Here is a 24,500-nt window from a genome sequence, read left to right as displayed (position 1 = left end):
CTAAGTGAATGATAATGAACAGTTAATAAATTACAAATATTTTCCAATTATTTGGAAAGCAACATAGAAGTTATGAAATGCAGTAGATAATGATTTGCTGACCTCTGCTTTGTTTCGTGAGCTTCGAGTAGACAAAAAATGGATCAATGAAATCTGAATAAAAACACCTTGTTACCTCTGACATTGAGTTGAGATGGCTATGAAATAAAAAAAACGAGAGAGTGCAGTTTGTAGTCTGCACTCTCTCGTTTTTTGGTTATTCTAAGATAAGAAATTTATTTCTCCCTCTTATATTTAGCGATGAGTTCTTTTAATGTAGAAAGAATGTCATCAAGAGGAACCCCACTGCGTTTGCTCATCATGGCAATGGTTGCTTTAGGAATGATGATGCGTGCAAGAGGAGAATTGAGCATTTTGAAAGCTGAGTTCATACTTGGCAAATCTTTCCGTAGCTGTGGGTAAATTTTTAACAAATCCTGTAAGCGAGTGTCGGCAGAGAGTTCTATTGTCGAGCCTTCTTTTGTAACAGACGTATCATTTGGAGTACAGTTTTGCGCCTCCTTTGATTTTACTACTTGTGTGTCATTCGACCAGGTTAGCAGTGTTCGTGAACCTTGAAGCTCACGAATGCGACTACAATCTTGCATCATTTCTAGTACACCTCTGAATCTTCCTTCTGCATCACGCACGGCTACATAATATATATAGATGAACACACCTGGTTTGTTAATCCAAAAATCGACACTATCCTGCTCACCCGAACGGAATTTGGCTATAATTTCCTCAACAAGGTGGACGCTGGTGCGCGGATGACAGTTCTTCACATCACGTCCGATAACATTCTTGCTGCGTGGGAAGATGCGGTGGTTGGTATCTGAATAAAAACGAACAAGTTCGTTTTCATCTACATAGGATATATCTACAGGAAGATGCTTGTATATGAGGTTGATTTGTTCGAGAGAAAGTTTGCCTGTCGTGACGTCGAAAACTCGGTCTGTGTCGTTTCCTCCAAGCTCATATTTAGCAAGAAGCGCAGATAGTTCTGAGACAAAACCGTCAGGAGCTGTTGTTGGCTGGGTTACTGTTTTATCCGCATTTTGGAATCCTTCTACATCAATCCATGCAAAGCCAATTTCGTAATCTCCCGAACGCATCTGTTCGAATTCTTTGGGAGTAATCATTGCCAAAGCAGTTGGGTAGAGTACAGATTCTTCTTTCTGTAAAAGATCCCGCACATCTGCCACAATGGTAGGCTGCATTGCCAAAAATTCTTCTTCTTTATCTTCCTCAATAAGTTTTTTAGCATCACGTATTTCGTCTCGCACAAAGTCATCGAGCAGCCACATCGTAGTCGTGGGGCGGTCAAATCCTTTCTGTTCGAGTATGGAATAGAGCTGGTTCTGCTTACGTGAAAGGTGAGTGCGAAAAGCCGCTATTTGGTCGTACAATTCGATCCACTGATTCTTGATAATCGGATATTGTACAAGATCTTCTATGGAGAGCATAAGGCGACGCATTTCATCGTTCTCCCTGTAGTAGCACATGATAGGGTGATCGAGAGGAAGATTTGGCCGACTGGTGTCCATCACTTCATCAAACAGCTCAATCATCTTTTGAATATCCTCCTTTTGGCACTCATTCTCTTCAATGGTTTTGAGTTCCTGTTCTGCCAATGCTATTTCATAAGGACGGATTTTCCCAACTTGCTTTCTTATTCGGGCTCTGCCCTCTTCTAATGAAATATCTCCTCGTTGGTATGCTTCTTTGATCTCGAGTATTTTGCTAAGTTTTTCAAGGTCTACACTCGGCAAATATTTTTTCATATCCATAGCATTATTGTCTATTGATGAGGTAAACGAAAAAATCACTCTCTTCTATGGCTTTTACGCTTATATGAGCTTCGCCGGGGAAATGTAGAACAGTGCCTGTGCTGATACGATGTACCTCGGTATCGTTAAGAGTAACCTCCACAGTTCCTTTCACTATGGTGAAGAATACTTCCCGTCCTATATGGTCGTGTGAAGGTATTTGTTCTCCACTTTTTAGATGCAAGTGTACAAGCATGAGTTCCTTGTTGTTAATTACCTTACCTAAAGTATTGATTTTCTGTCCAATGGGGTTAATTAATTGTTTCATAATTCTTGTTTTTTATTAGAGTTTATAATCTTAATGTAATATTTGGTACGATGTGACCGCCGATAAAAACCATCGTTCCGAAAATTTGATTAAAGTCCATCGTCACCATTTTAGCTATTTCCTTCATTAGATTTGAACGTTGGTTTTGCCTTTGCCTTTTTTGGCTTTTGGCTCTGTCTGCTCGTAGGACACGTTGATAAGCGTAAAATGCTTCCCCGACGAATTGAGCCACAGGCTTTTAAATATGTTTTGCGTCAAAATTCATTTTTACGTTCTATAAGAAGGAATTGCAAAGGTTTGTTGGCTATAGTTCAATGCCGTTTCCTTCTTTGTTTCCTCTTTCGAAGTTGGAGGATTTCGCTTACGGAAAACATTGCTTTTTCTTGATAATGCAAATATACTCAATTTATTTTAAAATCGAAATAAACCCAAAAAAATGATGTAAGATTTATGAAAGCTGACACGTATGTTTTTGAAGATTTTATGTAAGGTTTGAAAACATATATTTCGGAAGAATAATGTATCTTTCCCGATGAGTATGTCGAGAATTATGTCAACGATTTGTTGAAAAAACAAGAGAGTGTAGATGCTTTCGTAGACCGTGCCATCGACTCGAAGCTGACACAAGCCTTGAAAAAGTCAGTGAAATTGAATGAGAAAGAAATTTCACTCGACGACTTTAATAAAATGTTTGAAGAGAAATAACGCATTTTTTTAATAAAAAAAACTTCTTGTAATAAGAGGTTATCGACTTTTTTTATTAACTTTGTATAATCGAGGTTTTTAGAAGTGTCGATAACCTCTTTTATATTATAATAAAAATAAGGTAAAAATAAAATGAACGATTTTAGAAAATACGCCACCCAACACTTGGGAATGAATGGCATGACTCTCGATGATGTCATCAAGAGCCAGGCAAGATACCTCAATCCATATATCTTGGAAGAGCGCCAATTGAATGTCACACAGATGGATGTGTTCTCTCGTCTGATGATGGATCGCATTATCTTCTTGGGTACGGAGATTGACGACTATACTGCCAATACTTTGCAGGCACAGTTGCTCTATTTGGATAGCGTAGACGGAGGTAAGGATATTTCGATTTATATCAACAGTCCTGGTGGCAGCGTTACTGCAGGGTTGGGCATTTATGATACGATGCAATTTATCACCTCGGATGTAGCCACCATTTGTACGGGTATGGCAGCATCTATGGCGGCTGTGTTGCTGGTGGCAGGACAAGAAGGCAAGCGTAGTGCATTGACACATAGTAGGGTGATGATACACCAACCTTTAGGTGGCGTGCAAGGTCAAGCTTCGGATATTGAGATTGAGGCGAAGGAAATCATTAAGTTCAAGAAGGAACTTTTTACCATCATAGCCAACCATTCACATACGCCTTATGAAAAGGTGTATCGTGACTCCGACCGTAATTATTGGATGGATGCTGAGCAAGCAAAAGAATATGGTATGATTGATACGGTGTTGGTAAGGAAGAAGTAAACAGAGACAGATGGTAACGACCAAAAAGAAATGTAGCTTCTGTGGAAGAAGTGAAGACCAAGTAGATTTATTGATTACAGGACAGAGTGGATTTATCTGTGACGCTTGTGTCCAAGCGGCTTATTCTATCGTAGAGTCGGCTGGACTTTCGGGCGAGGCAAAAGAAAAGCATGCTGCAGACGAACCCTTTCAACTGAAAAAAGTTCCTAAGCCCAAAGAGATAAAAAAATATCTGGATGACTATATCATTGGGCAGGATGACGCCAAACGCTATCTCTCGGTGTCAGTGTACAACCATTATAAACGGTTGCAACAACCAAAGAATGAAGATGGCGTTGAGATAGAGAAGAGTAATATCATCATGGTAGGTTCTACGGGTACGGGTAAGACGCTGCTTGCCAAAACGATAGCGCGCCTACTCGATGTACCATTCACCATTGTAGATGCCACCGTGTTTACAGAAGCTGGCTATGTGGGAGAGGATGTGGAAAGTATCTTGTCGCGCCTGTTGCAGGTAGCCAACTATGATGTGGCTGCTGCGGAGCGCGGAATTGTGTTCATTGACGAGATTGACAAGATTGCACGCAAAAGCGATAATCCCTCTATAACACGTGATGTCAGTGGTGAAGGTGTGCAGCAAGGACTTCTAAAGCTGCTCGAAGGCACTATGGTGAATGTGCCGCCAAAGGGAGGACGCAAGCATCCCGACCAAGACTATATCCACGTGGACACCAAGAACATCCTGTTTATCTGTGGCGGTGCTTTCGATGGCATTGAGCGAAAAATAGCGCAGCGACTAAATACGCATGTCGTTGGATATAATTCGGTACAACATGTTCGCAAAATTGATAAGGGAGATTTGATGAAATACATCTTGCCACAAGATTTGAAATCTTTTGGACTGATTCCCGAGATTATTGGTCGCTTACCCGTGTTGACCTATCTGAATCCATTGGATAAAGAAGCCTTGCGGAAGATTTTAGTGGAACCCAAGAACTCAATTGTAAAGCAATATATCAAGCTCTTTGAGATGGATGGAATCCAACTTACTTTTGCAAACGAAGCACTTGACTTTATCGTCGATAAGGCGGTAGAATATAAGTTAGGTGCGCGTGGTCTCCGTTCTATTGTGGAATCGATGATGATGGATGCCATGTTTGAAATACCATCAAAGCGCACTAAGTCTTTTGAGGTAACACTCGACTATGCGCAAAAACAATTGAATAAAGCCAACTTGAATAAGTTGGGTGAATAACCTCGTTGAACTCGGGGAAAGGGACTCTTGCTCCGAGTTACAACAGGGATGACCGATGAAGTAAGAGCTGTATGATAAATCCTACCTCTTGACGTTATAATAACTATCATGAATCTAATGAGACACTATGGCGAAAAAAGTTAATCTTACAGAAAAGTTAAAACTCTACTTTGGCTTTGATTCTTTCAAAGGCGAACAGGAGGCTATCATCAATCACCTTTTAGCAGGTAATAGTGCGTTTGTATTGATGCCCACAGGTGGAGGAAAGAGCCTATGCTATCAGTTGCCCTCCTTGCTCATGGAGGGTACTGCCATTGTTGTGTCTCCACTGATAGCCTTGATGAAAAATCAAGTGGATGTCATCAATGGAATTAGTGAAGAGGAGGGAGTAGCACATTTCTTAAACTCGTCTTTGAACAAAGCTGCCATACAACAAGTCATGGATGACGTTCGTGCAGGGCGAACCAAGTTGTTATACGTAGCTCCAGAGTCCTTAAATAAGGAAGAAAACATCGAGTTCTTCAAAACGGTTAAAATATCTTTTTATGCCATCGATGAGGCGCATTGTATTTCTGAATGGGGGCATGATTTCAGACCAGAGTATCGAAATATCCGTCCCACGATTAACAAGATAGGCGATGCACCTGTGATTGCTTTGACGGCTACGGCTACGGATAAAGTTCGTACAGATATCAAGCGTAGCTTGGGAATTGCGGATGCACGAGAGTTTAAGAGTTCTTTTAATCGCCCCAACCTCTATTATGAGATACGCCAAAAATCGTCGGATATTGATAAACAGATTATCATGTTTATCCGTCAACATGAGGGAAAGAGTGGCATCATCTACTGCTTGTCTCGTAAGAAAGTAGAAGAATTGTCCGAAGTCTTGAAAGCGAATAATATCAAGGCAGCTCCTTATCATGCTGGTTTGGATAGTGTCACACGCTCACAGACGCAAGACGATTTCTTGATGGAGCGAATTGATGTGATTGTGGCAACCATTGCTTTTGGAATGGGGATTGACAAACCAGATGTGCGTTTCGTGATACATTATGACATTCCGAAAAGTTTGGAAGGCTACTACCAAGAAACGGGTCGTGCAGGGCGTGATGGTGGCGAGGGAATTTGCATTGCCTTCTATGCGCAAAAAGACCTGAAGAAACTGGAGAAGTTTATGGAGGGAAAGCCTGTAGCCGAGCAGGATATAGGTAGACAGTTGCTGCAAGAAACAGCAGCTTATGCAGAGTCTTCGGTTTGTCGCCGCAAGATGTTGCTGCACTATTTTGGAGAGGAATATTTGCAAGAGAATTGTCATAGTTGTGATAATTGCTTGCATCCCAAAGAGCGGCGAGAGGCGAAACAAGCTTTACTGATAGCCTTGAAAGCCATTTTGGTACTCAAAGAAAACTTCAGACAAGATTATCTCGTCGATTTTATCACAGGAAATCCTACAGAAGATATTGTTTCGCACAAACATGATGAATTGGAAGAATTTGGTGCGGGTGAGGATGAAGATTCTAAAGTATGGAATCCTGTAATTCGGCAAGGTATCATTGCAGGATATATAGAAAAAGAAGTTGAGAATTATGGCGTCTTGAAAGTGACGGCTGCAGGTAAGAAATTCATGAAGAAGCCCGTGTCGTTTATGATAGCCTTGGACAATGAATTTAGTGCGTACGATGAAGACGAGCTCCAAGAAGGAGGGAGCGGCGTGTTGGACCCACGACTCTTTAAGATGCTAAAGAGTCTGCGGAAAGAGATGTCCAAGAAAATGAACATTCCGCAATATGTCATTTTCCAAGATGTGTCATTGGAGCAAATGGCGACCGTATATCCCGTGACGTTGGAGGAGCTACAGCAAATTCAAGGTGTAGGAGCGGGTAAAGCAAAACGCTATGGTAAAAAATTCGTGGAATTGATAAAATCTCATTGCGATGAAAATGAGATTGAACGCCCCGAAGAGATGCGTGTCCGCACCGTAGCAAAGAAGAGTATGCTCAAGGTGAAAATCATTCAGAGTATCGATCGTCAGGTGGCGTTAGATGATATTGCGAATGCTTTGGGCTTAGACTTTGATGAATTGTTAGACGAATTGGAAGCAATTGTCTACAGTGGTACAAAGCTCAACATCGATTATTTCTTGGAAGATGTCATGGACGAAGACCATGTGGACGATCTCTACGATTACTTTATGGAGAGTGAGACAGATGGTTTGAAAGTTGCCATGGAAGAACTGGGCGACCAGTACAGTGAGGACGAGTTGCGACTTGTACGTATTAAATTTATTTCGGAGTTAGCCAATTAGAGTGCTTGTACACCAGTTGTGACTTTTCTATTTATCTCTCCGATGAATCATAGGGTTCGTCGGGCAAACGAGTTAAATACAATTAAATGCTTGAGAAAAACGGAAAAATGACGACTGATATGATTTTTTATTGTTAAATTTGCACGCAATAAATTTTATAAAAGGTACCCAATATGTCATTATTTGTTGCAGATAAAATTGTGATGGACGGTCTTACTTTCGATGACGTCCTTTTAATCCCTGCTTATTCTGAAGTTTTACCCAAAGAGGTTGAGTTGAAAACCAAGTTCTCACGTCACATCGATTTGAATGTACCTTACGTAACAGCTGCTATGGACACCGTTACCGAATCGGCAATGGCGATTGCAATTGCACGTGAAGGAGGTATTGGTGTGATTCATAAGAATATGTCTATTGACGAACAAGCTCACCAAGTAGCAATTGTGAAGCGTGCAGAGAATGGAATGATTTATGACCCTGTAACGATTCGACGCGGCAGTACGGTGCAAGACGCACTGAACATGATGCGTGATTACCATATTGGAGGTATCCCCGTTGTAGACGACGAAAATCATTTGGTAGGAATTGTTACCAACCGCGATTTGCGTTTTGAGCGTCGTTTGGATAAAACGATTGATGAAGTGATGACCAGCGAGAATTTGGTAACCACGCACGTGAAGACTAATCTAAGTGATGCTGCACAAATATTGCAAGAGCATAAAATAGAGAAGCTCCCTGTGGTGGACAATCAAAATAAGTTAGTGGGACTGATTACTTATAAGGATATCACGAAAGCGAAAGACAAACCGATGGCTTGTAAAGATGAAAAGGGTCGTCTTCGAGTTGCAGCAGGTGTTGGCGTTACAATTGATACCATGGAGCGCTTAAATGCTTTGGTTCAGGCAGGAGCAGATGCTGTGGTGATTGATACGGCTCATGGTCATTCCAAGGGAGTTGTTGAAAAATTGCGAGAAGCAAAGTCTTCTTTCCCTCATGTTGATATCGTTGTAGGAAATGTAGCCACTGGCGAAGCTGCAAAAATGTTGGTGGATAATGGCGCTGATGCCGTGAAGGTTGGTATCGGTCCCGGTTCTATCTGTACAACACGTGTAGTTGCGGGAGTAGGTGTGCCACAACTGTCCGCCGTTTACGACGTCTATGCCGCCTTAAAAGACACAGGGGTGCCATTGATTGCTGACGGAGGCTTGCGCTATTCTGGCGATATTGTCAAAGCATTGGCAGCAGGAGGTAGCTCTGTCATGGTTGGTTCATTGGTTGCAGGAACAGAAGAGAGTCCTGGTGAAACCATTATTTTTAATGGACGTAAGTTCAAGAGCTATCGAGGAATGGGTAGCTTAGAGGCAATGGAACAAAAGAATGGTTCAAGAGACCGTTATTTCCAAAGCGATACGACTGACGCCAAGAAGTTGGTACCAGAAGGCATTGCAGGCCGTGTTCCATATAAAGGGACGGTACAAGAGATTGTGTATCAACTGATGGGAGGTCTTCGGTCAGGAATGGGATACTGCGGTGCTAAAACAATCCAAGACCTCCATGATGCCAAGTTTGTCCGCATTACGAATGCTGGTGTGTTAGAAAGTCATCCGCATGATATTACTATTACCAGTGAAGCTCCTAACTATAGTCCTCACGAATTATAAGAAAGGTAACTCCCGTGTGAGTGTTTTCCTTACTTAGCTCGAACGAATGATGAAAATGAAAAATATCCTTTTAGCGGTGATGCTTGCTTGCTGTAGCCTTGTGTTGGCTCAGCAAGATGACCCCATATTGATGACTATCAATGGGAAGAATATTCATCGCTCTGAGTTCGAGTACTCGTATAACAAGAACAATGCAGAAGGTGTTATTGATAAAAAAAGTGTGGACGAATATGTCGACTTATTTATCAATTATCAGCTAAAGGTTATTGCAGCCGAAGAAGCAAGATTAGATACGCTTAGCAGCTTCAAAAAGGAGTTTGCGATGTATCGTGACGCACAAATCAAACCGACAATGATTACGGATGCTGATGTGGAGCAGAAAGCGCACGAGATTTATCAGCAAGCAGCTAATCGTGTCAATGCCTCAGGGGGATTGGTGAAGGTCTCACATATTCTTATCGCTCTCAAGCAAACAGCAGGAGAAGCAGATAGGCGTATTGCTGAACAGCGTGCCGATTCGGTATATCGTGCCTTATGTAAAGGGGCAAACTTTAGCGAGTTAGCTAAACGAGTATCTGATGACCGTGCTTCTGCTTCTCGCGGTGGAGAATTACCTTGGTTAGAACGAGGACAAACTTTGGAAGAGTTTGATAAAGCCATCTTTTCAATGAAAAAAGGTGAGTTAAGTAAGCCTGTACAAACGCCCGCAGGTTACCATATTATCTTATTGAAAGACAAGCGTTCGTTTTTTCCTTACGATTCTCTGAAGACAGAGATACTTCAGTTTATTGAACAGCGTGGCATCCGTGACCAACTCATTTCAAAGAAGATACAGACAGCGATTGAGCATGCTGGTTCTGGTGTGACGGAGGATGATATTCTTGCTCAAAAGCGTAAAGAGCTGGTAGCTAAGAATCCACAACTCAAGTATCTCATAAAAGAATATCATGATGGTTTGTTGCTGTTTGAAGTAATGACGCGCGAAATTTTTTCAAAAGCACAAAACAATGCACAGGCATTGAATGAGTACTTCCGTCAAAATAGAAAGCGATACAAGTGGGAACAACTAAGATTCAAAGGCATTGCTTATTATACAAAAAATAAGAAAGATATAAAAGCGGTGAGGAAAGCCGTAAGACATGTTCCATTTGAAGAGTGGACGAAGGTGATACAGCAAACTTTCAACCAAGACAGTACTATTCGCGTCTCTGTAGATAAAAATATCTTTAAGAGGGGAGATCATCCATTGGTGGATTGTCATGTATTTAAGACGAAAGGTCAAGTTAAGCCGCTTACAGACTTTCCCTATGCGGCAACTTATGGTAAAAAGCTGAAAAAGCCCCAATGCTATCAAGATGTGGAGGCGCAAGTTGTAGCAGATTACCAAGAAGAGTTAGAGAAACAATGGGTTCAACGATTGCGTAGGAAATATCCTATATCAGTTCGTCGTGACATACTTGCAACGGTGAATCAGCACCCATAATATGGTTAATGGTTATTGATTATCTATACGTAAAGGAAGAATGAAGAAAGAAATTAAAATAGCTTGTGGACTTATCGCACTGTTGATAGTTGTGAGTATGAGTGCTCGTCCTCGCAATCGCCAATTAGCGAAGCCCCAAACGGATTCTGTAAAGACGAATACTTCGCAAATGCCTGAAAACAGTGTGATTGATGAAGTGATATGGGTGGTCGGAGATGAACCGATCATGAAGTCAGATGTAGAGATGACACGCTTACAATCGGAGGCAGAGGGTATCAAGTTCAAAGGGAATCCAGATTACTCGATTCCTGAGCATATTGCTGTTCAAAAACTTTTCTTGCATCAAGCTGAACTCGATTCTGTTGAGATTCCTGAGGCACAAGTAACAGCAAGCATCGAAAGACAGATTAATCGCTGGATAGAAATGGCTGGCGGTTCAGCAGAACGCTTGGAAGCTTACCGAGGGCAGACTATTTCGCAAATGCGTTCACAATTGCGTGATGATTTCCGAAATAACTTGTTGGTACAGAATATGCAGGAAAAACTGGTACAGGATGTAAAAGTAACACCCTCAGATGTTCGTGCGTACTTTAAGGACTTACCAGCTGACAGTATTCCATTTGTTCCAACAGAAGTAGAAGTAGAGATTATTACCAGAAAGCCAAAGATTCTGCCAGAGGAGATTAACCGTGTGAAAAATGAATTGCGTAATTTTACCAATCGTGTCACTTCGGGAGAAACCTCTTTTGCCACATTAGCTCGCTTATATTCTGAGGACCCAGGCTCTGCACGACAAGGTGGCGAGATGGATTATATGGGACGAGGGATGTTAGATCCTGACTTCGCAAATGTAGCTTTTAATTTGACGGATCCAAAGAAGATTTCTAAGATTGTGGAGACAGAGTTTGGTTATCATATCATTCAGTTGATAGACAAGCGTGGCGATAAAATAAAGGTACGCCATATCTTGTTAAAGCCAAAGGTGTCAGACGAAGAAGTCCATAAGGTTTTGGTGCGTCTTGACTCTGTTGCTACGGAGCTGCGTGCCGACACGTTTAGATTGTCTTCCGACCAGCATGCTCCGTCTTTGTCCTTTGGTGAGGCTGCCACCTATATTTCTGATGATAAGGATACGCGCAACAATAGGGGGCTGATGTCCTTTGTAGATATGCAAACTGGGAATTTAAGTTCACGCTTTCAGATGAAGGATTTGCCAACAGAAGTAGCGAGACAAATCGAGGGGATGAAAGTAGGGGATGTCTCACCAGCTTTTAGGATGATTGATAAACGTGGTAAAACGGTTTGTGCCATTGTAAGGTTGCGCAATCGCGTTGAAGGTCACCGAGCAACGATAACAGAAGATTATCAAGTGATGAAGAATATTGTACTCGCTAAGGAGAGACAGAAGTTCATACATAACTGGGTGGTCAATAAAATCAAGCAAACCTATGTTCGTATGAAAGACCGCTATAAAAATGGTGAGTATGAATATGAGGGTTGGGTAAAATGATACATCAAATGATTATATCATTTTTGAAAAGCGGGCATAGATTCACGTTCATCATGACTCTATGCCTGTTTGGACTTTGTATGGTACAATCGCTACCAGCACAGCGTCATCAAAAAAAGAAAGCGAAGAAATCCAATCGCGTCGAACTCTTGCATGCGGACGAATTGAGCTATGATATGTATGGACCAAATCCAGAAGCACAAATCTTAAAAGGTAAGGTTTCCTTTCGCCATCAGGGAGCGCGATTAACTTGTGACAGCGCTTACTTTTATGAGGCTGACAATTCAATGAAAGCTTTTGGGCATGTTCGATTTGTCCAAGGCGACACTTTGTCGTTAACAGCAGAACGAGCTGATTACGATGGACAAGAACAGATGATGCGTGCCAGAAAAAACGTAGTGTTAAAACATCGGCGACAGACTTTGTTAACAGACAGTTTGGATTACGACCGACTTTATCAGACTGCCTATTTCTATGAAGGCGGAACCTTGATTGATGGGAAAGACCGTTTGGTGGCAGACTGGGGTGAGTATAACACTGAAACTCGTCAGGCTGTGTTCTACTATCACGTAAAATTGAGAAGTGAGAACAGGTTGGTGACCACAGACACGCTTCACTATGACACGCAAAAATCGATAGCCCATGTGTTGGGACCCTCGAAGATAACCACGAAGTCGAGTGTCACTGAGACAAAAGATGCAATCTTTCATACCAAAACAGATAAGGCGCAACTCTATGGACGTTCAACGATTGTTGATGGAGACAAGACAATTACGGGCGACACCTTATATTATGATAGTAAGTCTGGACAGAGTAATGGATATGGTGATGTCATTTTTGTTGACCGTAAAAATAAAAACTCTTTACGTGGCAATTATCTTGAATACAACGAAAAGACAGGCTATGGATATGCGACGAACAAAGCATTAGTCACAGATTTTTCACGGAAAGATACTTTATATCTTCATGGCGATACGCTCAAGTTGTTTAGCTTTCATCTTGATACGGACTCCATGTATCGCCAAGTGCATGCTTATCACAAAGTCAGTGTCTATCGGAATGACTTGCAAGCCGTGTGCGATTCGTTGGTCTTTAGTACAAGGGATTCGTGCTTAAATATGTATCAAGATCCGATTGTATGGAATAATAATAGACAGTTGTTGGGAGAGTACATTCAATTATTTATGAATGACAGCACCGTTAGGGAGGCGCATGTGTTTGGACAGGCTTTATCAGTAGAGAAAGCAGATGCGGAGGAACATTATAATCAGCTATCTGCTAAGGAGATGCATGCGTACTTTACAGACGGTCAAATTAGGCGCGCATTGGCAATTAGTAATGTGATGTCTATTTTCTATCCCATGGACGACAAAGATAGTTCTTTGGTGATGATGAATTATTTGGAGACAGATACCATGAAAATGTATTTTGCAGATCAACGACAATTAGAAAGGATATGGACACCCAAAGCGGTAGGCACCACGTATCCTATGTCGCAGATTCCACCAGCAAAACTCAAGTTGCCTGTTTTTGCATGGCATGATGACATCCGTCCGAAGAGCAAAGATGATGTCTTCGTTTGGAAGGGAAAGAGCCAAGGGACAGAACTCAAATATAGACCACGCGTGGAAGCACCTTTACAGAAGTTACGTCAAGTGAAGGAGGAAAAGCCATGAGCATGTTCCAATCGCCAAAGCCTCGAGGCTTTCAGCATCACTACCTTTATGTGGATGAAAGAAAAGAACGGCTAAAAGAAATCCAACAGCGTGCCATGACGGCAGATAAGAAGAGTGAGCTTAACTCATCGTATAGTTCTCCTTCTTCGATACAAGGCTTGTTTAGGAAGTCATCGAGACAAAAACAATCCTCTCATTTTACATTCCTCTTGGTGGGGCTGTTCTGTTTGGTGATACTCATAGTTTTACTGTTATTTGTGACTTCCAGTTTAGTAACCCCTGCTAACTTCTAATTTCAATTACACGAATGAAAGATATCATACAACTTTTACCCGATGTCGTTGCTAATCAAATAGCAGCAGGTGAAGTGATACAACGTCCCGCAAGTGTCATTAAGGAACTTGTAGAGAATGCGGTAGATGCTGGCGCTTCAGCTATTGATGTGTTGGTCGTTGAAGCTGGTCGTACCTCTATTCAAGTGATTGATAATGGGAAGGGCATGTCTGGCACAGATGCACGTTTGGCGTTTGAACGCCATGCTACTTCCAAGATTCGTCAAGCCGAGGATTTGTTTGCTCTCCAGACGATGGGGTTTCGAGGTGAAGCCTTAGCCTCTATCGCTGCTGTCGCTCAAATTGAGTTAAAGACACGTCGTGAAGATGACGACTTGGGCACTTCTTTGACGATTGCTGGCTCTAAAGTCAAAGGACAGGAACCGTGTGCTTGTCCTACGGGTAGCAACTTCTTAGTTCAAAATTTATTTTATAATGTTCCAGCACGTCGTCGCTTTCTAAAGTCAAATACGACAGAACTCAAGCACATTGTTACTGCTTTCCAGCGTATCGCTTTAGTGTATCCGCAGATAGCGTTCACCTTACACAGTAATGGTACTGAACTCCTAAATTTACGTCCCTGCGTTTTAAGACAACGAATTGTTGATATTTTTGGTAAGCGTATCAACCAAGATTTGCTACCTGTTTCGGTTGATACTACCATGTGTAAAATTTCTGGTTTTGTAGGGAAGCCAGAATCTTCCAAGAAGAAAGGAGTACAGCAGTATTTCTTTGTGAATGGGCGGTATATGCGACACCCCTATTTTCATAAAGCGGTTCTCAATGCCTTTGAGCGTTTGATACCTCAAGGCGATCAAGTTCCATATTTTATCTATTTTGAACTCAATCCTCAAGAGATAGATGTCAACATTCATCCTACCAAAACAGAAATCAAATTTGAGAATGAACAAGCTATTTTTCAAATTGTTTTTGCTGCAGTAAGAGAGGCTGTCGGCTTATTCAAAGAAGTGCCTTCGATTGAATTTAATAATGAAGGACAGCCCGACATACCTGTTTATAGTGGTCAACGTGATGCCACTGCAGCCCCTCACGTTCAGACAAATCCAAATTACAATCCTTTCCAACAGACTCCGATGCCATCTCCTCATGCGTCGTCAGATTGGGAGAAACTGTATGAAGGACTTGAACAAACTCCTGAAAATATTGCTTTGTTCAATTCAGATGGGTTACAGCAAAACGTCCAAAATTCTTTGATAGAAGATAAATCTCCCGTACATTATCAGTATAAAGGACAATATTTAATGACTGCTGTCAAATCTGGCTTAATGATTATTGACCAGCATCGAGCGCATGTCAGGATTTTATACGAGCGCTACTTGCAACAGATGAAAGAGGGAAAAGAGTACGCCCAGAAAGTACTGTTCCCAGAGTTAATCCAGCTAAGCCCAGCAGAGCAAATCATCTTTCCAAAGATGATGCCCGATTTTATCGCCATGGGTTTTGAGTTCACCTCAATGGGTAATAGTGATTATGCCATTCAGTCTGTTCCTGCTGGAATTGAAGGGTTGAACATGGTGCAACTCGTTCACGACATGCTTTCCTCTGCGTTAGAAAAAGATTCTAATGCTGTCCATGAAATTCATCAAGCATTGGCGTTGAGTTTAGCCAAACACGCAGCCATTCCGACTGGACAAGTGTTGAACAATGAGGAAATGGAAAATCTTATCAATAGCTTGTTTGGTTGTCAAAATGTAAATTATACACCCGATGGTAAATCTATTTTACACATCCTTAAACAGGAGAAAATAGAGCTGTTATTAGACTCGTAACGTTAAAAATAAAAGGATAAACGCTAAAATCGTTGTTTTTTTTTATTAAAATTACTAATTTATGAGGAAAAAGTGATATCATTTAATTTTTATTATTATCTTTGTTCCCGACAAGGCACTTGGTGCCAATAGTATAAAGTCAAATTTTAATTGTTTAATAAATAAAGGTTATGAGAAAATTATTGATTGTATTGGCATTTGCCGGTGTCTCAATGTGCTCAATGGCACAAGACGCAGATCCTGTACTGAAGTACAGTGTAGCAACCAATTCATTCTGGAGCAACTGGTTTATCCAGGTGGGTGGAAATTGGAATGCTTGGTATTCAAGTGAAGAGCATGGACATGGTTTGGATAGAAGTCCGTTAAAAGATTTCCGTGCAAAACCAGGTGTTGCTCTTGCAGTAGGTAAATGGTTTACACCAGGACTTGGTCTTCGTACAAAGATTCAAGGTGTATGGGGTAAGACCGTGTATGCTGACAAGGCAGGTAAACCTGTTGGAGATGACAACAAATATTGGGTTTTGAACGAGCATGCATTGTTCAATTTGAGCAATATGCTTTGTGGTTATAATCCAAATCGTGTTTGGAACTTCATCCCATTTGCAGGTGCAGGCTTTGGTCGCACAATGACACACAACTTGTACGCAATGGACTTAAGCGCAGGTATCTTGAATACATTCCGCTTGGGTCAACATGTTTCTCTTCATTTAGAGGCTGGTTGGAATCGTTTGGAAACTGATATTGATGGTGGTAATGAAACTACTATTGCTACACGTGGTTGGGAATCACACGATAACAATCTTTATGCAGAACTCGGCTTGACATTCAACTTGGGTAAGGCATCTTGGGATAAGACTCCTGATGTTGACGCTATCAAGGCTTTGTCTCAGTCACAAATTGATGCTTTGAATGCACAGCTCAACGATGCTAATGCTGAAAATGCACGTCTGAAGGATATGTTGGCTAACCAAAAGCCAGTAGAGACTCCTGCTGTGAAGGAATTTGTTACTACTCCAGTTTCTGTATTCTTCAATCTCAACAAGACAAACATCGCTTCTCAGAAGGATCTCGTAAACGTACAGGCTGTTGCTAAGTATGCTAAGGAGAACAACTGCAAGTTGGAAGTTAATGGTTATGCTGATAGCGCAACAGGTAAGCCAGCACACAACCAGTGGTTGTCAGAAGAGCGTGCTAAGACCGTTGCTAACGAACTCGTTAAGATGGGTGTAAGCCGTGACAACATCTCTACCAAGGGTAATGGTGGTGTTGATGAGCTTTCTCCAATCTCGTTCAACCGTCGTGCTACTGTTAAGATTACCGAATAAGCGTAATTAACAAAGATTTTTTAAATCAAACAATAAATAAGGGTGTGCTGTAATGGCTCACCCTTATTTTGTGTAAAGACTATTCGTAAGCTGGTAGCGTGACCTTTGTATAATAATGGTCTTTACGAATCGATTTTTACAAACAGGATACTTTCTTTCTTCTACCTTCCGATTCGGCAATCATCTCAAAGCCTACGCATGCGTTGTGTTTCGCACGCATTGAGAACCTCGAGTCATCCAATGTAGGTGCTGTTAGGGCATCCAGTGTTTGTGTCATTTGCTGTTGATAATACTGTTAGGGCACTGCTATTGTCAAACAAAAATGGGGACTCATGCCAACCATGAATCCCCTCTCGCGTTATAGGTTTATTGTTGCAGCGAAGCTGTTGCTAACGCTTGTGTGCTATTTCTTATTTTCTGAAACCGATAATACTTCTCACCTCTTGTAAGGTTGCACTTGCACTCTCTCTGGCTCTGTCAGCTCCTTCTCTTGCAATCTTATCGAGTAGTTCTGCATTGCCCATATATTCCTGAATTTTCTCACGGATGGGCGCTACCACAGCACAGAGGTCTGTCGCAATTTGCTTTTTTAAGTCGCCATAACGTATGGAACAGTCGTTCCATTTCTCATTAAAATAATCATAGGTGTCTTGTGTGGAAGCAATTTTCAAGAATGTAAACAAATTCTCTATCACTTCTGGCTTTTCGCTGTTGATAGCCTGTGGTCCATTGTCGGTAACAGCTTTCATCACCTTCTTGGTTATCGTCTTGTCATCATCATGCAAATAGATACAATTGCCCTCGCTTTTTCCCATTTTTCCACTTCCGTCCAGTCCCGGTACTTTTAACGCCTGTGCGTTAAAATAGAAATTCTCTGGCTCTGGGAAGAACTCAACACCATAAATGCGGTTGAAACGTGCAGCACATTTTCGAGCCATTTCCATGTTTTGTTCTTGATCTTTGCCCACGGGCACTTTCTTTGCGCGATGCTGTAGAATGTCTGCTGCCATCAGAGTGGGGTAAGTAAACAAACCAGCATTCACGTTGTCGGGTTGCTTTCTGGCTTTCTCCTTAAAAGTTGTCACACGTCCCAGTTCGCCAATATAGGTGTTCATGTTAAGGTATAAGTACAACTCCAAAGTTTCTTTTACATCACTCTGTATATAGATAGGTGCTTTGTCAGGGTCGATACCACAAGCTAAGTATTCAGCAAGAATTACGCGTGCACTTTTCTGTATATCCTCAGGCTTTGGGCGAGTGGTTAATGAGTGCCAGTCTGCAATAAAGAACATACAGTCATAACTGTTTTGCATCTCTATGAAACTTTTTACTGCGCCGAAATAATTGCCTAAGTGCAAAAATCCTGTAGGACGTATTCCGCTAACTACTTTTTCTTTCATTCTCTTTTATATTTTATGTTATTGTGCTACAAAGATACAGAAAAATAGGGTGCACAACAAAAAATATCTTCAAAAGTTTGGTAGTTATCTAAAAATGGCATACCTTTGCATCCGCTTACAAATAGTAAGGGCGTTTAGCTCAGCTGGTTTAGAGCATCTGCCTTACAAGCAGAGGGTCGGCGGTTCGAATCCGTCAACGCCCACAAGGGGTGTTTCCTTGTAATCTTTCGAGATTGCAGGGAATTTTTTTGTCTTGTCCTCTCGAAAGTTGTGATATCTTCATAACGGCATTCCTTGTGTTTGTCCTGTAATTTTACCAAAAAACGACCATCCAAAATCTTCAAAATAGAAAAATTTAATAGGCAAACGATGGACAAGAATGTGCTGATTTTAACAAATAAATCGTCTCATAAAGTTAGAACATTGACTTAACGGTCTTGAAAGCACTCATTAGAGGTGTTATTCACATACTATGAGAGCATTAAAGCATGCAAATTCCAAGCTTAGAGCAATGCTTTAGCTGCAAATAAATGGTAAAAATAGGAATGAAAAGAAGTGGATTTTGTATAATATCCTCAACAACAATGAATTATGAACATCGCTCATATTTAGCGTATTTGCGACCAATTGTGCCGTTGGTTGTTTACACGCGAGTTATGAGAGGCACTTTGTAAAGAAAATTCAGCATATATTGTCCTTCCATGTAGGGTAATACCCAATATGATACAGGCTTGTTTTTGGGGCGTTCTTTTCGTTGTAAAAATATTACTCTTCCATGGAAGAGCTGAGGATGTTCAAAAAAGTTTTGCAAAAACTTTGGAAAATATTTGTGAGTTTCATAAAAAGCATTTATCTTTGCACTCGCTTACTACAAAAAGTAAGGGCGTTTAGCTCAGCTGGTTTAGAGCATCTGCCTTACAAGCAGAGGGTCGGCGGTTCGAATCCGTCAACGCCCACTTCTTAAAGTTCTGTCGTTGGTGGAAGACAGAACTTTTTTGTTGGCGTTCATCTTCGACTAAACATTCTTATTTAAGCTTCTCGCAACAGGCTTCTACGAAAATTATTGTTTCATAAACTTTCTATTAAAATATCAAAAAGTTGATGATGTTATCGATTAAAATGTGTAATTTTGCAGAAGATAGGCTGCGCCTTAACAAAGAATGTAAACTTTCTCTGTCTTCGGCTCGTGCAATCTTTACAGAAAATAGGATGCATCTTTGCAAATGAAGACAGTTCGATTGTTTTGGGCTGGTGCTACCCTTTAGGAAATATACATAATAAGATAATGACACTTGACGCTTTAACCGCCATTTCGCCCATTGATGGGAGATATCGCAGCAAAACAGTTGCACTGGCAGATTATTTTTCAGAATATGCGCTCATTCGCTATCGCATACGCGTGGAAATAGAGTACTTTATTGCCCTTTGCGAACTTCCGTTACCTCAACTCCAAAACTTTAATCATTCTTTGTTCCCGAGGCTTCGAGACATTTATCAAAAGTTTGATGAAACTTCTGCACAACGTGTAAAGGATATAGAAAAGGTGACCAATCACGATGTCAAGGCGGTTGAATATTTCCTCAAAGAAGAGTTTGATAAAATAGGTGGGTTGGAAACGTTCAAAGAGTTTATCCACTTTGGACTTACTTCACAAGACATTAACAACACCAGTGTGCCTTTGTCTATCAAGGAGGCGCTGCATGAAGTGCTGATTCCCTGTATTGAAGAATTGGTAGAACAGTTGGAAACCTATGCTGCGCAATGGAAGGACGTGCCAATGTTGGCAAAAACTCATGGACAGCCTGCTTCGCCAACTCGTTTGGGCAAAGAACTCATGGTGTATGTTTATCGACTTCGTGAACAGTTATCGCTTCTCGAGACTTGTAAGATGAGTGCTAAGTTTGGCGGTGCTACAGGAAACTATAATGCACATCATGTGGCTTATCCTGCTATCGACTGGAAGGATTTTGGTAATCGCTTCGTGCAGGAGAAGTTGGGTTTGCAGCGAGAGCAATACACCACCCAAATCAGTAATTATGACCACATGGGGGCTTTCTTTGATGCTTTGCGCCGTATCAATACTATTGTATTAGACATGGATAGAGACTTTTGGATGTATATTTCCATGGAGTACTTTAAGCAAAAAATCAAAGCAGGAGAAGTTGGGTCGAGTGCTATGCCCCACAAGGTGAACCCGATAGATTTTGAAAATAGCGAGGGTAATTTAGGCATGTCCAATGCCATTTTACAATTCTTGGCTCAGAAATTGCCAGTGAGCAGGTTGCAACGTGATTTAACAGACTCTACGGTGTTGCGTAATGTCGGTGTTCCAATAGGACACACAATGATAGCCCTTCAGAGCACATTGAAGGGATTACGCAAGCTTATCTTGAACGAAGACAAACTGTATCAAGATTTGGATAAAACTTGGGCAGTGGTCGCAGAGGCTATCCAAACCATTTTGCGTCGCGAGGCCTATCCGCATCCATACGAAGCGTTGAAAGCATTGACACGTACCAACCACCAGATGACCGAACAGACCATCCATGAGTTCATTCAGAATTTGGATGTAAGTGACGAAATAAAAAAAGAACTGCTGGCGATTACACCACATAATTACACAGGTGTGTAAGTGTGAAAGGGGAGAAGCAGTGACGCCTTTGAAAGATGGACGGCACGTTAAACGTTTCGGTTTTTCAGACCTATTTATTACGATAATAAAATCAGAAAATAAAAATATATCAAAATCAGCCGTGAGGCTAATTATTTACACAGAAAAGTTGATTAAAAATGATGGATTCAGAATTAGAAAAGAATTTTCAGGAGCAATCCTTAGAGCAGGGCAATCAAAGTCGTGAGACTTACCAAAGGCCTTCGGGAAATAATGAAAGAGATGCTCGTTACGGTGAGCGAAGACCTCGTCGTCGCATTCAACGTCCTTATGATGGTGAACGGATGAGTAGACCAACAAGTGAGAGTGGCTTTCGCCCAGAGGGTTTTGGGAATAATTTAGAAAATAATAATGTAGAAAGAACTCCTTCGCGTCCTTATCGACCTCGTTATTCGAATAATGAGCAAGGAGAATATCGCTCTCGTTATCGTCGTGACTACCAAAGTGGCTATCAGTCACGTCGACAGGAAGGTTATCGCCCTCGATACCATAATGATGTAGACGAAGGTTATTCATCCCGACAGTCCGGTGGATACCGCCCACGATACAACAATGATGGCGAGAATGGATATCAGTCTCGTCAGGGTGGTTATCGCCCACGTTATAACAACAATGATAGTCAGAGTGGATACTCTCGTGAGGGAGGTTACAATCGAGGAGGGTATCAACCACGTGGCAATTATCAAAATCGGGGTGGATACAATAGAGGCGGTTACCAGCAAGGAGGTTATCGTCAACATTCTTCTAACTACAACCCGAATGCAAAATATAGTTTGAAGAAGCGGATTGAATATAATGAAGAGCATATCGATCCGACAGTTCCTGTTCGATTAAATAAATACTTGGCAAATGCGGGTGTATGTAGTCGGCGTGAGGCTGATGAGTTTATCCAAGCTGGAGTAGTGAAGGTAAATGGCGAAGTTGTAACAGAATTGGGAACGAAAGTCCTACGCTCAGATGAGGTGGTGTTCCACGATCAGCCTGTTTCTTTAGAGAAGAAAGTATATGTGCTATTGAATAAGCCCAAGGATTACGTGACCACCAGTGATGACCCGCAACAAAGAAAAACGGTCATGGACTTAGTGAAAAATGCTTGTCTTGAGCGTATCTATCCTGTGGGTAGGTTAGACAGAAACACCACAGGAGTACTTTTATTTACCAACGACGGGGATTTGGCAAGCAAATTAACTCATCCTAAGTTTCTAAAGAAGAAAGTATATCATGTGTTCTTAGATAAAAATGTAACTGCGCACGATATGCAACAAATTGCTGAGGGAATTGAGTTAGAAGATGGTGAAATCCATGCAGATGCCATAGAATATACAGATGAGACAGAGAAAAATCAAGTAGGAATAGAAATCCATAGTGGTAAAAATCGCATTGTGCGTCGCATCTTTGAGAGCTTGGGCTACCGAGTTATTAAATTGGATCGAGTGCAGTTTGCAGGTTTAACCAAAAAGAATCTGCGCCGTGGCGATTGGCGATTCCTCACCGCTCAGGAAGTAGATATGCTGAGAATGGGCGCATTTGAGTAAAACAGAAGAGGGTAAGTTCGATTGTTGGCTAATTTTCTAATTATATAGTTATATAGTCATGTAGTTTCCTATTTTTATAGTTCTCTCGTCAACTCGTCAACTTGTCACCTCGTAAACTAAAAAAACAATGAAACGTACAAAAATTATTGATGTCCTTCAGAGTACAGACTTCAATCAAGAAGTGCTGGTAAAAGGTTGGGTGCGTACTCATCGCAGTAGTAAAGCCGTACACTTTATAGCACTGAATGATGGTTCAACGATTAAGAACGTACAAATAGTCGTTGATCCAGAAACAATAGACCCCGAAACACTTAAAAACATAGCAACAGGCGCATGCTTATGTGTCTCTGGCACTTTGGTGGAAAGTCAAGGACAAGGACAAACCGTAGAAATTCAAGGAAAAGAAATTGAGATTTATGGCTTGTGTGGCAACGATTATCCAATGCAGAAAAAAGGGCAGTCGTTTGAATATATGCGACAGCATGCACATCTGCGTTTGCGCACCAACACCTTCGGAGCGGTGATGCGCATTCGCCACAATATGGCAATCGCTATACATAAGTATTTTCACGACCATGGTTACTTTTATTTCCATACACCTATTATTACTGCCTCGGATGCAGAAGGAGCAGGTGAGATGTTTCAAGTAACTACGCAAGATTTGAATAATTTACCGCGCGACGAACAAGGAAAGGTGAAATATGATGATGATTTCTTTGGAAAAATGACATCGCTCACCGTTTCAGGACAGTTGGAAGGTGAACTGGGTGCCACCGCTTTAGGGCAGATTTATACCTTTGGACCAACTTTCCGCGCAGAAAACTCCAACACCCCTCGCCATTTGGCAGAGTTTTGGATGATTGAACCCGAAATTGCTTTTACAGATTTGGATGATCTGATGGGCATTGAAGAAGAATTTATCAAGTATTGTGTGCAATGGGCTTTGGACAATTGTAAGGACGATCTTGAGTTCTTAAACAAGATGATTGACAAAACCTTGTTGACACGATTGCAGAGCGTTGTAAGTGGTAGCTTTGTGCGACTTGATTATTCCGAAGGCATCAAGATTTTGGAAGAAGCGGTAAAGAGCGGACAAAAGTTCGAATATCCTGTATCATGGGGAATGGATTTGGCGAGTGAACACGAACGCTATTTGGTGGAACACCACTTTAAGAAACCTGTCATCATGTACAATTATCCGAAGGAAATCAAAGCCTTCTATATGAAAATCAACGAAGATGGCAAAACGGTTCAAGGTACAGATGTGCTCTTCCCACAGATTGGTGAAATCATCGGAGGGTCGGTTCGTGAAGAAAGTTATGAAAAGCTGCTGGGCGAAATCGAGCGTCGCCACATCCCTATGAAAGATATGTGGTGGTATCTTGATACTCGTAAATTTGGTTCTTGCCCTCATGGTGGCTTTGGATTAGGCTTCGAACGTCTCATCCTCTTTGTTACGGGAATGCAAAATATTCGAGATGTGATTCCTTTCCCACGCACACCCAAGAGTGCAGAATTCTAAACAAATCCATCTGATGATATTTCACACCGATACCTTATTATATAGTGAGAACGGCACATATAGTGAAAAAATAACGTGTTATTTTGCGTGTAAATGAGAGATTAAATAAAAAAACTTGTCTAAATATTAAAAAAGAAGATTTTTATTTGTTTGTTTTAATATTTATCTCTATATTTGCACCAAGATAATTTGCCTGTAATAGGTTACTATGTACATAATGAACAATCATTGGCGTAAAAAAATCAGATAGCTTGGATTCCTACGGGAAAATCAAAGCGTCTTTGAATAATAAGTATATATTTAATTTTTATTGTTTTATTTAGGGTCTGCTGAATTATTATCTCTTCACAGACAGAGGGTAGCAGACGTAGACCCTCATAGTGACGATAATGATGA

The 24,500-nt window shown here is 41.2% G+C and carries 16 protein-coding genes, 2 tRNA genes and 1 pseudogene; 16 read left to right on the top strand and 3 right to left on the bottom strand.

The features are described from left to right. Window positions 1–275 precede the first annotated feature (275 nt). A complete protein-coding gene (locus DEM91_RS09015; RefSeq protein WP_249858690.1) occupies window positions 276–1,829 on the bottom strand; it encodes a PAS domain-containing protein in 1,554 nt (517 codons plus the stop codon). A 4-nt stretch (window positions 1,830–1,833) separates the two neighbouring features. After that, entirely contained in the window at window positions 1,834–2,136 is a 303-nt protein-coding gene (locus tag DEM91_RS09010) for a cupin domain-containing protein (protein ID WP_195253205.1), read from the bottom strand. A 528-nt stretch (window positions 2,137–2,664) separates the two neighbouring features. Here DEM91_RS09010 and DEM91_RS09005 point away from each other — a divergent pair. The 11 genes and pseudogenes from DEM91_RS09005 to DEM91_RS08955 all read left to right on the top strand — a co-directional run. Continuing rightward, a pseudogene (locus DEM91_RS09005) lies at window positions 2,665–2,841 on the top strand (trigger factor); the annotation flags it as partial. A gap of 132 nt (window positions 2,842–2,973) precedes the next feature. Continuing rightward, window positions 2,974–3,639, top strand: coding sequence for an ATP-dependent Clp endopeptidase proteolytic subunit ClpP (clpP, locus tag DEM91_RS09000; RefSeq protein WP_008124424.1), 666 nt, complete (start codon window positions 2,974–2,976; stop codon window positions 3,637–3,639). Between the two features lie 10 nt (window positions 3,640–3,649). Continuing rightward, complete coding sequence (clpX, locus tag DEM91_RS08995; protein ID WP_249858689.1) at window positions 3,650–4,894, top strand: ATP-dependent Clp protease ATP-binding subunit ClpX; 1,245 nt, start codon at window positions 3,650–3,652, stop codon at window positions 4,892–4,894. 127 nt (window positions 4,895–5,021) lie between these two features. After that, complete coding sequence (gene recQ / locus DEM91_RS08990) at window positions 5,022–7,199, top strand: DNA helicase RecQ (RefSeq protein WP_008124428.1); 2,178 nt, start codon at window positions 5,022–5,024, stop codon at window positions 7,197–7,199. Window positions 7,200–7,372: 173 nt separating this feature from the next. Beyond that, on the top strand, window positions 7,373–8,860 hold the full coding sequence (gene guaB / locus DEM91_RS08985; protein WP_102188665.1) for an IMP dehydrogenase: 1,488 nt from the start codon (window positions 7,373–7,375) through the stop codon (window positions 8,858–8,860). 55 nt (window positions 8,861–8,915) lie between these two features. Next, window positions 8,916–10,343 carry a peptidylprolyl isomerase gene (locus DEM91_RS08980; protein ID WP_410525639.1) on the top strand — a complete coding sequence of 476 codons (1,428 nt, stop codon included), beginning with the start codon at window positions 8,916–8,918 and terminating at the stop codon, window positions 10,341–10,343. A 40-nt stretch (window positions 10,344–10,383) separates the two neighbouring features. After that, a complete protein-coding gene (locus tag DEM91_RS08975; RefSeq protein WP_249858688.1) occupies window positions 10,384–11,853 on the top strand; it encodes a peptidylprolyl isomerase in 1,470 nt (489 codons plus the stop codon). An 8-nt stretch (window positions 11,854–11,861) separates the two neighbouring features. After that, window positions 11,862–13,529 carry an OstA-like protein gene (locus DEM91_RS08970; RefSeq protein ID WP_249858687.1) on the top strand — a complete coding sequence of 556 codons (1,668 nt, stop codon included), beginning with the start codon at window positions 11,862–11,864 and terminating at the stop codon, window positions 13,527–13,529. Then, window positions 13,526–13,822 carry a hypothetical protein gene (locus DEM91_RS08965; RefSeq protein WP_249858686.1) on the top strand — a complete coding sequence of 99 codons (297 nt, stop codon included), beginning with the start codon at window positions 13,526–13,528 and terminating at the stop codon, window positions 13,820–13,822. Before DEM91_RS08970 ends, DEM91_RS08965 begins: the two co-directional genes overlap by 4 nt. Window positions 13,823–13,836: 14 nt before the next feature. Next, a complete protein-coding gene (gene mutL, locus DEM91_RS08960) occupies window positions 13,837–15,651 on the top strand; it encodes a DNA mismatch repair endonuclease MutL (protein ID WP_249858685.1) in 1,815 nt (604 codons plus the stop codon). 170 nt (window positions 15,652–15,821) lie between these two features. Beyond that, a complete protein-coding gene (locus DEM91_RS08955) occupies window positions 15,822–16,976 on the top strand; it encodes an OmpA family protein (protein WP_025072875.1) in 1,155 nt (384 codons plus the stop codon). A 410-nt stretch (window positions 16,977–17,386) separates the two neighbouring features. Here DEM91_RS08955 and trpS read toward each other — a convergent pair whose 3' ends face one another. Continuing rightward, a complete protein-coding gene (gene trpS, locus DEM91_RS08950; RefSeq protein ID WP_249858684.1) occupies window positions 17,387–18,376 on the bottom strand; it encodes a tryptophan--tRNA ligase in 990 nt (329 codons plus the stop codon). A gap of 128 nt (window positions 18,377–18,504) precedes the next feature. Between trpS and DEM91_RS08945 the strand changes: the two genes are divergently transcribed. The 5 genes from DEM91_RS08945 (at window position 18,505) to asnS (ending at window position 24,104) form a co-directional block, all read left to right on the top strand. Beyond that, a tRNA-Val gene (locus tag DEM91_RS08945) sits at window positions 18,505–18,579 on the top strand. A 678-nt stretch (window positions 18,580–19,257) separates the two neighbouring features. Next, a tRNA-Val gene (locus DEM91_RS08940) sits at window positions 19,258–19,332 on the top strand. 329 nt (window positions 19,333–19,661) lie between these two features. Next, entirely contained in the window at window positions 19,662–21,008 is a 1,347-nt protein-coding gene (purB, locus tag DEM91_RS08935; RefSeq protein ID WP_249858683.1) for an adenylosuccinate lyase, read from the top strand. Window positions 21,009–21,169: 161 nt separating this feature from the next. Next, on the top strand, window positions 21,170–22,582 hold the full coding sequence (locus DEM91_RS08930) for a pseudouridine synthase (protein WP_195253404.1): 1,413 nt from the start codon (window positions 21,170–21,172) through the stop codon (window positions 22,580–22,582). Between the two features lie 127 nt (window positions 22,583–22,709). After that, window positions 22,710–24,104, top strand: coding sequence for an asparagine--tRNA ligase (gene asnS, locus DEM91_RS08925; protein WP_195253375.1), 1,395 nt, complete (start codon window positions 22,710–22,712; stop codon window positions 24,102–24,104). The last annotated feature ends 396 nt before the right edge of the window (window positions 24,105–24,500 follow it).

Source organism: Prevotella sp. TCVGH, assembly GCF_023522295.1.
In the GTDB taxonomy this organism is placed as follows: Bacteria; Bacteroidota; Bacteroidia; order Bacteroidales; family Bacteroidaceae; genus Prevotella; species Prevotella timonensis.
Note: the sequence above shows the minus strand (reverse complement) of the source record. Positions and strands in the feature narration are given on the sequence as shown.